11 protein-coding genes are annotated in these 13111 nt (G+C 72.9%); 5 read left to right on the top strand and 6 right to left on the bottom strand.

Annotated elements, in window-relative coordinates:
- Positions 1-17 precede the first annotated feature (17 nt).
- Positions 18-2399: an FUSC family protein gene (locus DEI86_RS02995; protein ID WP_111048797.1), complete on the bottom strand. Its 2382-nt coding sequence runs from the start codon at positions 2397-2399 to the stop codon at positions 18-20.
- Between the two features lie 55 nt (positions 2400-2454).
- Entirely contained in the window at positions 2455-3630 is a 1176-nt protein-coding gene (locus DEI86_RS03000) for an acyl-CoA dehydrogenase family protein (protein WP_111048798.1), read from the bottom strand.
- 23 nt (positions 3631-3653) lie between these two features.
- Between DEI86_RS03000 and DEI86_RS03005 the strand changes: the two genes are divergently transcribed.
- Positions 3654-4448, top strand: coding sequence for an SGNH/GDSL hydrolase family protein (locus DEI86_RS03005; protein WP_111035953.1), 795 nt, complete (start codon positions 3654-3656; stop codon positions 4446-4448).
- A gap of 13 nt (positions 4449-4461) precedes the next feature.
- Here DEI86_RS03005 and DEI86_RS03010 read toward each other — a convergent pair whose 3' ends face one another.
- Together DEI86_RS03010 and DEI86_RS03015 are read right to left on the bottom strand one after the other, a co-directional pair.
- A complete protein-coding gene (locus tag DEI86_RS03010) occupies positions 4462-5694 on the bottom strand; it encodes a D-alanyl-D-alanine carboxypeptidase family protein (RefSeq protein WP_111048799.1) in 1233 nt (410 codons plus the stop codon).
- Positions 5695-5726: 32 nt separating this feature from the next.
- On the bottom strand, positions 5727-6548 hold the full coding sequence (locus DEI86_RS03015) for an RNA methyltransferase (protein ID WP_111048800.1): 822 nt from the start codon (positions 6546-6548) through the stop codon (positions 5727-5729).
- Positions 6549-6606: 58 nt separating this feature from the next.
- Between DEI86_RS03015 and DEI86_RS03020 the strand changes: the two genes are divergently transcribed.
- The gene (locus DEI86_RS03020) at positions 6607-7467 is read left to right on the top strand and encodes a Sir2 family NAD-dependent protein deacetylase (RefSeq protein WP_111009081.1); all 861 of its coding nucleotides are present in this window, start codon (positions 6607-6609) and stop codon (positions 7465-7467) included.
- A 52-nt stretch (positions 7468-7519) separates the two neighbouring features.
- On the top strand, positions 7520-8161 hold the full coding sequence (locus tag DEI86_RS03025) for a histidine phosphatase family protein (protein WP_111009082.1): 642 nt from the start codon (positions 7520-7522) through the stop codon (positions 8159-8161).
- A gap of 73 nt (positions 8162-8234) precedes the next feature.
- Here the strand turns inward: DEI86_RS03025 and DEI86_RS03030 are convergent, their stop codons facing one another.
- On the bottom strand, positions 8235-9326 hold the full coding sequence (locus tag DEI86_RS03030; RefSeq protein WP_111048801.1) for a glycosyltransferase family 1 protein: 1092 nt from the start codon (positions 9324-9326) through the stop codon (positions 8235-8237).
- Entirely contained in the window at positions 9323-10240 is a 918-nt protein-coding gene (locus DEI86_RS03035) for an alpha/beta fold hydrolase (protein WP_111048891.1), read from the bottom strand. Before DEI86_RS03035 ends, DEI86_RS03030 begins: the two co-directional genes overlap by 4 nt.
- Before the next feature lie 130 nt (positions 10241-10370).
- Between DEI86_RS03035 and treS the strand changes: the two genes are divergently transcribed.
- Together treS and DEI86_RS03045 are read left to right on the top strand one after the other, a co-directional pair.
- The gene (gene treS, locus DEI86_RS03040; RefSeq protein WP_181435100.1) at positions 10371-12119 is read left to right on the top strand and encodes a maltose alpha-D-glucosyltransferase; all 1749 of its coding nucleotides are present in this window, start codon (positions 10371-10373) and stop codon (positions 12117-12119) included.
- Positions 12120-12290: 171 nt separating this feature from the next.
- On the top strand, positions 12291-13031 hold the full coding sequence (locus DEI86_RS03045) for an exonuclease domain-containing protein (protein WP_111013394.1): 741 nt from the start codon (positions 12291-12293) through the stop codon (positions 13029-13031).
- Positions 13032-13111: the final 80 nt, after the last annotated feature.

Below are 13111 nucleotides of genomic sequence, written 5' to 3' on the forward strand. Positions count from 1 at the left end.
CGCTCAGCGCTCAGCGCTCAGCGGTCGGTGGCGAGCAGGTGTCGTTCGACGAGCGCCGCGGCCCGGCGTGCTCGGGCGCTCGTGCTCGTGGCTCCGGAGGCGACGCCGGCGACCGGGAGTCCGCTCCGCTCGGCCAGGACCGCGAGCGCGTCGTCGACACGACCGAGCGCCAGGACCCGGTCGTGCACCCACTCGTGCGCGGGTCCGGGTGGCGTCGCCGCGACGGCGGCGTCGAGCGCGTCGCTCGCACGCACCCACGCGTCGTCGCCGCGTCGGATCTCCCCGCGCTGACGACCGCTGCCCACGGCGCCGGAGAGCGCGTCGATCGAGGTGGCGAGCACCCCCGCGGCGTGCGCGAGGGCCTCGACGACCGGGACGGGTGGTCGCGCGATCGGAGCGGGCCTCCCGGCGAGTTCGCGCGCGAACACGGCGACCGACTGCAGCGCCGCCCGTGTGCGCGCGTCGGTGCGGGCCGCACCGCCGGACGGGAACCGCACCATGGGCTTCATGACCGCGTCGAGCTGGTAGGTCGCGGCGTCGACGGCGCGTGACCGGCGCCGCAGGTCGAAGGCATCCGGATCCGAGGGGTCGGCGTCGCGCGGACCGTCCCCACCGACATCGACGAGACCCGCGGACAGGACGAACGAGCGCACGGCCGCGAGCTGGCGTCGCACGGCGCTCCGGACCATCCTGCCCGACGCCACCGGGAGGACGACCACGCTCACGAGGACGGCGACCGCGGCGCCGAGCAGGTTCTCGGCGAGCCGGAACGGGATCAGCGTGTCCGTGAAACTGCCGCCGTACGCGTACACCTGGCAGAGCACGACCACGAGCGCTGTGACCCAGATCGCGTAGACGCCGCCGAAGCCGTAGGTGCCGACCGCGAGGGCGAACACCGCGATGCCGGCGGTCCACCACGGGTGGTGCGTGCCGAGCAGGTGCACGAGCACGATCCCGAGCGCGCCGCCGAGCACCGTCCCGACCCCGCGGTGGAGTGCCTTCCGCACCCGCTCGTGCGTCGAGTTCGTGCCGGCGAGGACGATCATGACGCCGATCACGCCCCAGTAGAACCGGCTGCCGTCGAGCAGGAGCGCGAGCGGCTCCACGACCGCGACCGCGACCGCCGCCTGGATGCCGGTGCGGAGGGACCCCGAGACGTGCCACCGCCGCCAGGGGCCGGTCATGCCGTCGGCGAGTGCGTCGTCGAGGACGGGGACCGCGCCGGACGGACGTCCGCCGACCAGGACGACCGGTGTCCGGAACGGGACCGCGTCGCCCTCACGCGGCAGCGCGGCGCGCAGTGTCCCCCAAGCGCGGGCGGCGGCGGCGAGGTCGGCGAGCTGCAGGGCGGCGCGGTGCACGACGTGCGCCAGCGTCGACCCGTCCGCCCGCGCGGACGGCGTGACCCCGAACCGGGCGAGCATCCCTTCAGCCGCCGTCGCCCCCTGCGCGCCGCCGCCGACGACGACCGTGCGGATCGCCTCCGCGACCGCGGCTCGGACGTCGTCGGGCGCCCCGCTCCCGGCGAGCGTCTCGGCGGTCCGGCCGAGTCCGTCGACGGCGAGGTGGGTGTCGAACAGCAGCCGGTGCAGCGTCTCGGCGGTCGCGCCCGTCGGTCCCGCACCCGGAGCGGCGAGCATGCCGTCGGCGGTGAGCGCGACCTCCTGGAACCGGTCGAGCCGTCGGCGCAGGCGACGGGCGGCCCGGACCCGCTCCCGGGACGCGTCGGGTCCGACCGCGAGCAGGTCGACGGCGGCACGGAGGACGGCGGTCGCCCAGGCGAGCAGGGCACGCCGGGTCCACAGCAGGGACCGGAACGGCATGGGCCGCAGGAACACACCGCGGATCACGACGGTCACCGCGAGGGAACCGGCACCGATGAGTGCCAGACCGGCCACGCTCGCCGCTGGCAACGGGGTCAGGAGCCCGCAGAGGTACCCGGAGAACACCACCGCGGCGGCGTCGGTCGCCCACGGTCCCCAGCCCATCGCGGCGAACTGCACGAACAACAGCACCACGATCAGCGCGAGCTCGAGCACGTGGAACCGATCGAGCGCGACGCTCGCGAACAAGGCGACGACGAACGGCACGACCACCGCACCCGTCCGCGCGGCGATGCGCCCGGCACTGACGTCGTTGATGATGAGGCAGCTGATGAAGGCGGGCATCGCCCCGATGAGCACGCCGAGGACGCCGGGCAGGCCGACCGCGGAGGCGAGGGCGAGACCGACCGCCATCCCGGCGGGCACGCACAGCAGGGTCCGCAGCGCGCTCTGGGTCCGGACGAGGCCGACGTCGAGCATGAGGACGCGGTCGACGACCCGCCGTCGGCGACCGGGACGCGTGATCCGCTCGGGTGCGAGCCGGGAGGCCCGGGATCGGTCGGTCGCGCTCGTCACCCGGTGCCGCCTCCTGTCGTGGTCCCCCACCAATGGTACCGGAGCGGAACGACCTTCAGTGCGGCGCCGGGACCGGCCCGAGCAGGGCCGCCGCGATCGTCCGGGCGGCGGAGTCCCGCGAGGACGGGTGGTACTGCCCCGCGCGGACGTCCCGGGCCAGCCGCGCGAGTTCCGCCCCGGCCCGGTACGCGCCCCCGCCGACGACGCGCATGGCCTCGTCGACGACGTGAGCCGCGGTGTCGACGGAGCGCGCCTTCGTGCCGACGAGCAGCGGGAACCACCGGGGTCCGTGGTCGACGAGGTCGTCGACGTCCCGCGTCAACGCATCGATCTGCAGGACCACCGCGTCCACCGCGCCCTGCGCGTCGGCCAACGCCCGACGGACGTCCGGATCGGACGACCGGGGCGTGCCGTCGAGCGCGGTCCGTCGCCCGACGCCCTCGACGGCGAGGGCCAGCGCCCGCTCGGCGATGCCGGCGTAGACCGCGGCAACGAGCAGTTCGAACGCCGCGAAGATCCCGAAGACCAACGGGTCGGCGGAGGGCCCGACGGGCAGCACGCGGACGATCCGGTCGGCGGGCACGTGGACGCCGTCGAGCTCGGTGGCGTCGCTCCGCGTGGCCCGCATGCCGAGCGTGTCCCAGTCCCCGAGCGCGCGGTGCCCGGGCTGCTGCCGCTCGACGAACCCGTGCACGAGCACCGGGGCGGCCGGGTCGCTGTCGTCCCGGCCGAACACGCTGAGCAGGTCCCACGCCGGCGCGAGCGACACCGTCGACTTCCGACCGGTGAACCGCCATCCCCCGGCACCGTCGGACTCGGCACGCGTCGTCGAGTCGAACAGGACCGCGTCGTTCCCCGCCTCGCTGACGCCGAAGGCGAGCAGCCGGTCGGCGGCCGCCGCGTCCGTCACGATCTGGAGGAACGACTCGCCCCTGGCGCCCACGGCGCGGCCGGCCTGCACCCACACCTGGTGCATGCCGAGCCCGAGCGCGGTGGCCGGTGCCGCCGCGGCGAGCCGTCGTTGGATCCGCGCGGTGTCCCGGAGACCCAGCCCCGCGCCTCCCGAGCCGACCGGCACGCCCACGCGCAGGTACCCCGCGTCGCGGAGCTCGGCCAGGTCCTCCGTGCAGAACCGGCCGTCACGGTCGTACCCGGGAGCGCGGGCGGCGATGCGGGCGAGCAGGGCGTCGTCGAGCTCCCAGCCCGGACTGGACGCGGTGGTGTCGGTCACGAGGACGAGACTATTTTGTGGTCGTGACAGATCGGCATCCGTGGTCCAGGTACGTCGCCATCGGTGACTCGTTCACCGAGGGCATCGGGGATCCTGACCCGAGCGTCCCCGGTGGCCATCGAGGGTGGGCGGATCGCGTCGCCGAGGTGCTCGCGAACCAGACCGTCGACTTCGCGTACGCGAACACGGCGATCCGCGGGCGGCTCCTGCAGCAGATCATCGACGAACAGGCCGAACACGCGTTGGCGTTGCGGCCCGACCTGATCACGGTCTCGGCGGGCGGCAACGACATCATCCGTCCCGGCAGCGACCCGGACGAGGTCGCCGAGCGCTTCGACGGGCTCATCGCCACCCTGCGGCGGGACGGCGCGACCGTCGTCCTGTTCACCGGGCCCGACGTCGGGACCACGCCGGTGCTCGGACTCGTCCGCGGCAAGGCGGCGATCTACAACGAGCACCTGCACGCGATCGCGCTCAAGCACGGCGCACTCGTGGCCGACATGTGGGCGCTCCGCGTCCTCCGGGACCCGCGCATGTGGGCGCCCGACCGCCTCCACCACTCCCCCGTCGGGCACGCCACCGTCGCCGCGGCCGTGCTCGACACCCTCGGGGTCGAACACGAGCTGGCGCCGTGGCAGCCGGAGCCCCTGGCGGCTCGGCCGTGGCGCGAGGCGCGGGTCGAGGACCTCGGCTGGGCGCGGGAGTACCTCGTGCCGTGGGTCGTCCGGCGGATCCGGCACACGTCCTCGGGCGACGGAGTCGAGCCGAAGCGGCCCGAACTCCAGACGGTGCTCGAGCACCGCTCCGACACGCCCTGACGCGCTGACGGCCTCAGGCCCCCTGGAACGGGTTCGTCCAGCGCCACCACAGGTCGGGCTCCGTGATCGACGCGTCGAGCTCGAGCGGCACCGTGACGGGGGCGTGGTGGTCGATCGTGAACCGCACGGTGCCCACCCGCTCGCCGCGACGGCCGAAGGTCACCTGCTCGAGGTGAGTGCGTGCCGTCACCGTCGTCCGCCCCCAGACGAGCACCGACCGCGCCGAGGCGGCGACCGCGTCCGTCCGGGGCCGCCAGGGGGTGGCGTAGTGGCCGAACGTCTGCCCGCGGTTCGTCAGGGTCACGACGTGGAAGTTGTCCGCGACCGAGTCGAGCAGCCGCCGCACGTCGACGTCGAGCGAGTCGTGGTCCCTCCCGCCGAGCATCGCTCCCACGACCGTGACGGTGTGTCCGCCGCGCTGGTACGTCGCGGCGAACAGCAAGCACGCACCGGCCTGGTCGAGCGTCCCGGTCTTGATGCCCTCGACACCGTCCATCCCGAGCAGCTTGTTCGAGTTCTCGATCGGACCGACCGTGGGGATGGTCGTGCGCTGCGTGCCGACGATCTGCTTCACCACGGGATTCGCGATCGCCAGCTCGCCGAGGTGCACGAGGTCCGACGCGGTCGCGGTGTTGTGCGGGTCGAGTCCCGTCGGCTCCTCGATGGTCGTGTGGTCCAGGTCGTGCGCCGACAACCAGGCGTGGACTGCCGTGCGGTACGCGTCCATCGACCCGAACGACCACAGGGCCAGCGCCCCGGCGTAGTTGTTCGCGGACTTCATGAGCATGACCTCGAACGCCTGCCGCTCGCTCAACCGGAGACCGACCGGCATGGCCGCGACCTCGCCGTCCAGGGCGAGGTACTGGTCGTACAGGGCGTGCTGCGCGGCCGTGAACGTGATCGTCGGCCCGTCGTCCGAGGTCGTCAGTGGGTGCGCTTGCAGCACCACGAGGGCCGTCACCACCTTGCTGATGCTCGCGATCGAGCGTTGACCGGTGTCGCCACTCGTCTGCAGGCTCCCGGCGAAGCCCGGGGCCTCGACCGCGGTCGCGCCGTAGCCCGGGAACGACAGCGCCGGCAGCGTCGCCGTGGGTGCGGCGTACGTCGCGCGCGAGACGGTCGCCGGCGCGAAGGGCACGACGGCCGCCGCGACCAGGTACGCGACCGCGACGAGCACCACGGCGACCACGGAGATCAGGACGGGACGCCGGACCGCGGAGCGGGGCCGGTGGACGACACGTGACACGGCACAGCAGCCTAGGGGTGGGCGGCGATGGATCAGCTGCGCGCCGCGCGCTGGGCGTGTGCGACCGCCCACAGGCCCACGGCGCTCGCCGCCGCCACGTTGAGCGAGTCGACCCCGTGCGCCATCGGGATCCGCACCACGGTGTCGGCGGTGGCCACGGCACGCGCGCTCAGGCCGTCACCCTCGGTGCCCATGACGAGTGCGACGCGCTCGGGCACGTCCTGGACGAACGCGTCGAGTGGGACGGAGTCGTCCGTCAGGGCCATCGCGGCCAGGTGGAACCCCGCGGCCCGGAGCGCGGGCCCGGCGTCCGCCCACTCGCCGATCCGTGTCCACGGGACCTGGAGGACCGTCCCCATGCTCACGCGCACGCTGCGGCGGTAGAGGGGGTCGGCACAGCGCGGCGAGACGAGGACGGCGTCCGCCCCGAGTCCGGCCACCGACCGGAAGACCGCACCGACGTTCGTGTGGTCGACGATGTCCTCGAGCACGACGACGAGACGCGCGTCCCGAACGACGTCCGCCAGTGCGGGCTCGGCGGGTCGCTGCATCGCCGCGAGCGCACCGCGGTGCATGCGGAACCCGGTGAGCTCCTCGAGCAGGGCGTCGGGACCGACGAACACCGGACCGTCGTGCCCGGCCAGCATCGGCAGGACCTCGGGCAGCCACTTCTCCTGCACGAGCGCGCTCCGAGGCACGTGCCCAGCGGCGAGGGCACGCTCGATCACGGTGTTCGACTCGGCGATGTACAGCCCACCCTCCGGCTCCCGCACGCGTCGGAGCGCGACGTCGGTCAGGCGGGCGTAGTCGTCGAGTCGCGGGTCGTCGAGGGCGTCGATGCGCACCGTCTGCACGGGATGGTCCTCCGGGAAGCGATCGGGGTCGTGGGCTGTTGAGGGTACCGTGGAGCCGATGGAGCGGGTGGAGGCGGGCGACCTCGAGCGAGGCGCACCCGAACAGGGTGACGACCTCGACCGCGTCGTCGAGACGCTGCGGGGCAAGCGCATCGCCGTGCTCTCGGGGGCCGGGATCAGCACGGACTCCGGGATCCCCGACTACCGGGGTGCGGGCCGCGTGGCGCGCACGCCGATGACGTTCCAGGAGTTCTCCGCCGACCCGGCGAGGCGCCGGCGGTACTGGGCCGGGAGCCACCTCGGTTGGCGCACGTTCTCGTCCGCCCGGCCGAACGACGGGCACCGGGCGCTCGCCGACCTCGAGGCGGCCGGTGTCGTGAGCGGGATCGTCACGCAGAACGTCGACGGTCTCCATCTCCGGGCCGGGTCGCGCCGCGTGGTCGAGCTCCACGGGTCCATGGACCGCGTGGTGTGCCTGCGCTGCGGGCAGGCGTTCGCACGCTCGGATCTCGCAGCGGTGCTCGACCGGGAGAACGCCTGGATCGACGAACCCGGCACGGTGACGCTCGCGCCGGACGGCGACGTCGACATCACGGGCGCCGACCGGTTCCGTGTCCCCGCGTGCTCGGTGTGCGGCGGCGTGCTCAAGCCCGACGTCGTGTTCTTCGGCGAGTTCGTGCCGGTCGAGAAGTTCCACGAGGCCGTCTCGATCGTCGCCGGCGCGGACGCGCTCCTCGTGGTCGGGTCGTCCCTCGTCGTCAACTCGGGCGTCCGGCTGGTCGACCACGCCGTTCGTCGCCGCAAGCCCGTCGTCATCGTGAACCGGGGTGCCACGCGCAGTGACCGTCGGGCGGTGGCTAGGCTCGACGCAGGCACCACCGAGACATTGACGGCGCTGCGCCACCGACTCCTGCACTGACCGCGTCGCCGACGCCACCACGGACGGCGCATCGCCGCGGAAGGGACGAACGGTGACGACCCTCCTGTACCTCGTGCGGCACGGCGAGACCGACTGGAACAAGCAGCGCCGCATCCAGGGGTCGACCGACATCCCACTGAACGAGACCGGACGCCGACAGGCAGCCGCCGCCGGTGCGTTGCTCGTGCGTCGCCGGTTCGACGCCGTGCTCGCGTCCCCGCTGTCCCGGGCGTTCGAGACGGGCGCGATCATCGCCTCCCGGCTCGGACTGCCCACTCCGTCGACGGACGACGGTCTCGTCGAGCGGTCGTACGGCGAGGCCGAGGGCCTGACGGACGTCGAGATCCGCGAACGGTTCCCGGACGGCTCGGTGCCCGGCCGCGAGTCGCGCTCGGCGTTGCTCGCCCGCGTGCTCGAGTCGCTCGGCGAGATCGCGATCCGGTTCGACGCCGGCGCGGTCGTCGTCGCGACGCACGGAGCGGTGATCCGTGCCGTGGTGAACGAGCTCGCCCCGGGTACCGCCGACTCCTTCACGACGCCGATCCGAAACGGGTCGATCCACTCGTTCCGTTGGGACCCCGAGCGCTTCCGCGGGGAACTCGTCCGGTTCGACGACCCGATCGAGGACCAGTCCGAGGCCCCCGGGCGGTACGAGTTCGCGTACCAGAACCCGCTCGAGGCCGAGGGCGACTGACGGCCGCCGGGCTGGCGCTCCCACCTCGGTCCGGCGGTCCTCCATGTCCGCCGAACGGGGCGACGGGCGTCGGTCAGGCGCGGCGGTCGGCGACGGCGCGCTCGACGGACGCGACGACGCGCTCGGCGGACGTGGTCCAGTCGAAGCGGCGGACCCGCTCGAGGGAGGCCCGGTGCAGGTCGTCCCAGCGCGCCTCGACCCGTCGCACCGCGGCCGCGACCGCGGCGGGCGAGGCCGGGTCGAAGTACTCGGCGGCCGCGCCGCCGATCTCGCGGAAGATCGGGATGTCGCTCACGGCGACGGGCGTGCCCACGCCCATCGACTCGACGAGCGGGATCCCGAAACCCTCGTCGTGCGAGGCGCTGACGAGCGCCGTCGCGGTCCGGAGCACCGCGCGGTACTCCTCGTCCGACGCTCCGTCGTGGAACACGAGCGAACCCGCGGGGGCGAGCCGCTCGAGCCGCTCCCGGTCCGCAGCTCGCACGCGCGACATGCAGTGCAGCCGCCAGTCGGCCTCCCCGGGCCCGCGGAGCAGCGGGATCGCGGAGGCGAGGGTCTCGACGTTCTTGTAGGGCATGAACGTGCCCATGTAGACGAGGTCCCGCGTCCGCAGGCCGTCCGCCGCGCGCGGCGCCACCGGGTCCGCGGCGTTGTACGCGACCGTCACGGGCCGACGCGTCAGCCGGTGGTCCCGGATGAGTCCGGCGGTCGTCTCGCTCACCGTGACGACGCCGTCGGCACCATCGAGCAGCATCCGCTGCGGCCACCACGCGAGGTGGAACGCACGCCACCCCAGCCGCAGCGGCCACGAGAACTCACGGGGCGGTGTGCGGTTGCGGTAGTAGATGAGGTCGTGCAGCGTCAGCACGAGCGCGTAGTGGCGTCCGCGGGATCCCATGGTCTGCATCGGCGAGAACACGGCGTCGAGCCCCAGCCGGTTCACCTGCCGCGCGACCAGGGGCTCCGCGGCGCTCGTCGGTGGACTGATGCGCTCCCAGGGCATCCCGTCCGGCAGCGAGTCCCGCTGTCCGTCCTCGCTCACCAGGAGCACGTAGTCGTGCCGGTCCGGCAGATGTGCCGCGACACCGGCCGTGAACCGGCTGATGCCGTCATGGCGCCCCACCCGGACGTAGCGGCAGTCGATGCCGATGCGGAGACGGCTCATCGGCGCATCCCGCCGCGGTCCGGTTCGGGCGTCGCCAGGGAGGCACGGATCGCGTCCGCCGCGGCGGCCGGCGTCTCGTAGTGCACGAGGTGGCCGACGCCGGGGATCACGACGAGGGTCGCGTCGGGCAGCCGGTCCGCCAGCGCTTCCTGTTCGGGCACCGCGGTGATGTCGTCACGTTCGGCGGCGATGAGGAGCACCGGTACGTCGATGCGGTCCGCGTACGCGGCGACGTCGTGCGTCACCGACGTCCGGAACGCGTCGAGGACGACGTGGCGGTCGGCGAACGCCGAGAAGTACCGGTCGTGCTGGTCGTGCACCCATCGGCGCAACCGCGGTTCGCGGGACTTGAGCATCGCGACGCTCATCGCCCGGACGATCCCCCGGTTCCGGAGGAGGGCGAGCCCGAGCGCCCGGGGCAGGACCGCACCCAGCCGGTAGTAGGCGATCGCGATCGCGGTACCCACGGCGCGCGGGCCCTGCAGTGCGGGAGCGGCGATCGGGTTGACCAGGACCAGGCGCCGGGTGTCGAGCCCGTCGGCGACCGCGGCTGCGGTGACGATGCTCCCGAAGGAATGCCCGAGCACGACGGACCGTCGGTCGAGCCCGAGGGCGCGGTGGAACGCTCGGAGCCACCGCACGAAGCCGTCCATGTCGGACCGCGGGAGCGCGTCGGACACCCCGAAGCCCGGGAGGTCCGGCACGATCGTGCGGACCTCGGGCAGGTGCGCGGCGAGCGACTCGAGCCCGTGGTGGTCGCCACGGAAGCCGTGCACGGCGAGCATGGTGGTGTCCGCGTCCTCGGGGCCGTACACCCAGTAGTGCGTCGCGCGACCGTCGACGAGGACCGACCGGTGCACCACGGGCAGCCCGGCCATGAGCCGCTGATACGGGGAGACGATCGGGGCACGCATCCCGCCGAGTCTACGGGCCGGACCCGTCGCGCCGGACGGATGCCGCGCCTCCCGGTCGGCGGGCCGTGCGGTCGTCCGTTCCCTCCGGACACGGATACCCGGGGCGACATAGAGTGGGCCGACGGGCGCCATGTCGGCCCCGACGCCCGACGGATCCACGAGGAGCACGGTGACGTTCACTGCCCCCATCCAGCTGCCCGGACTGACCCTGGACCCGCTCTGGTACAAGCGGTCGGTGTTCTACGAGTGCATGATCCGCTCGTTCGTCGACTCGAACGGGGACGGCACCGGCGATCTGTCCGGGCTCATCAGCCGCCTGGACTACCTGCAGTGGCTCGGCGTCGACGCGCTGTGGCTGCCGCCGTTCTTCCAGTCGCCGATGCGCGACGGCGGCTACGACATCTCCGACTACAAGGCGATCCTGCCGGAGTTCGGCACCCTGGACGAGTTCCGCGACCTCGTGACGAAGGCGCACGAACGGAACATGCGCATCGTCATCGACATGGTGATCAACCACACCTCCGACGCGCACGAGTGGTTCCAGCAGTCCCGCGAGGACCCGGACGGGCCCTACGGCGACTTCTACGTCTGGAGCGACAGCCCGGACAAGTACGAGAACATCCGCATCATCTTCGTCGACACCGAGGAGTCGAACTGGACGTTCGACCCGATCCGACGGCAGTTCTTCTTCCACCGGTTCTTCTCGCACCAGCCGGACCTCAACTTCGAGAACCCCGCCGTGGTCGAGGCCGTCTACGACGTCGTCCGGCACTGGCTCGACATGGGCGTGGACGGGCTGCGGCTCGACGCGATCCCGTACCTCTTCGAGTCCGAGGAGGGCAACGGCGAGGGCGAGCCCGCGACGCACGAGTTCGTCAAGGGCCTCCGCGCGATGGTCGACGAGGAGTACCCCGGGCGCGTGCTCATCGCCGAGGCGAACCAGTGGCCGCGCGAGACGGCGGCGTTCTTCGGCACCGACGACGAGCCCGAGTGCCACATGGCCTTCGACTTCCCGGTGATGCCCCGCATCTACTACTCGCTCCGCGCGCAGCACGCGACGGAGCTCCAGCGGATCCTCTCGGAGACCACCGAGGTCCCGGAGAGCGCGGCGTGGGGTGTGTTCCTGCGGAACCACGACGAGTTGACGCTCGAGATGGTGAGCGAGGAGTATCGCCAGGCGATGTACGGCTGGTACGCGTACGACCCGCGGATGCGGTCGAACATCGGCATCCGTCGACGCCTCGCGCCGCTCCTCGACAACTCCCGGGCGGAGCTCGAGCTCGTGCACGCGCTGCTGTTCTCGCTCCCCGGCTCGCCGTTCCTGTACTACGGCGACGAGATCGGCATGGGCGACAACATCTGGCTGCCCGACCGCGACTCGTCCCGCACCCCCATGCAGTGGACGCCGGACCGTAACGCCGGGTTCTCGACGGCCGACCCCGGCAAGCTGTACCTGCCGGTCGTGCAGTCCCTCGTCTACAACTACAACCTCGTCAACGTCGAGTCGCAGCTGGCGCAGTCCCGCTCCCTGCTGCACTGGATCCGCAACGTCATCCACGTGCGGAAGGCGCACCCGGTGTTCGGGCTCGGCACGCTCACCGTGCTCGAGAGCGACAACGACTCGGTGCTCACGTTCATGCGGTCGTACGAGGGCACGGGCACCCAGTTCGGTGACTCCGCCGAGGACGTCCTCTGCGTCTTCTCGTTCGCGCACAACCCCACCGCGGTCACGATCACGGCGCCCGAGCACGCCGGTCTGCCCCTGTACGACCTGTTCGGCGGCGGGTCGTTCCCGTCGTTCGACGAGGACGGCAAGGTGACGATCACCCTCGGGACGCAGGCGTTCTACTGGCTGCACGTGGGACGGCCGCGGGACTGACGGTCCGTAGGGGTCTCGGGATCGGCACCGCGTCACGTCGCCCGGTCCGGCCCGGCCGCGTCGGGTCGCCCGGACGGCCGCGTCGGGTCGCCCGGCCGGCCGTGTCGCGTCCGCGGTGTCGGCGGCCGCCGCTAGCCTGACCGCGTGACCAGCTCTCCGCTCGCAGCGCCGATCGACGCCACCCTCGGAGCCCCCTCGGCGGCACCCCGCTCCCCTGCGGAACGCCCCTGGTGGCACGCGCTCGGCGTGTTCGACCTCGAGACCACGGGGATCGACGTCGAGACAGCGCGGATCGTCAGCGCCCATGTCGGGCTCATCGACATGACCGGTGCGAGCATCGCCGCCGGCTCGTGGCTGGCCGACCCGGGCGTCCCCATCCCGGAGCAGGCAGCTGCGGTGCACGGCATCACGACCGAGCGCGCCCGTGCCGAGGGGCGTGCCGCCGGCGTCGTCGTCGCCGAGATCATCGCCGCGGTCGAGGCCGTGTTCGCCCGCGGGATCCCGCTCGTGGTCTACAACGCGCCGTACGACCTCACCGTCCTCGACCGCGAGGCCAAGCGCCACGGCCTGGCGGCACCCGTGATCGGGAACGTCGTCGATCCGCTCGTCATCGACAAGGCCGTCGACACCTACCGCAAGGGCAAGCGCACGCTCGAGGTCTGCTCCGCGCTGTACGGCGTGACCCTCGCGGACGCGCACGACGCCGGTGCCGACGCGATCGCCGCCGGACGCGTCGCGCAGGCGATCGCGAGCCGCTACCCGGACCAGCTCGGCATCAGCGCCGAGGAGCTCCACCGACTGCAGGTGGCCTGGTGCTCCGACCAGGCGGCGTCGTTCCAGGACTACATGCGGCGTGAGCGCAATCCGCAGTTCGTCGCGGACGGCCGCTGGCCGCACCGCAACCCCGCCTGATCTCGTCCCCGGCCCCGGTGTCGGCAGGCGCGCACGTGGCATCGCACGGGCACAGGCACAGGCACAGGCACAGGCACACA

This window comes from Curtobacterium sp. MCBD17_028 (assembly GCF_003234875.1).
Lineage (GTDB): Bacteria > Actinomycetota > Actinomycetes > Actinomycetales > Microbacteriaceae > Curtobacterium.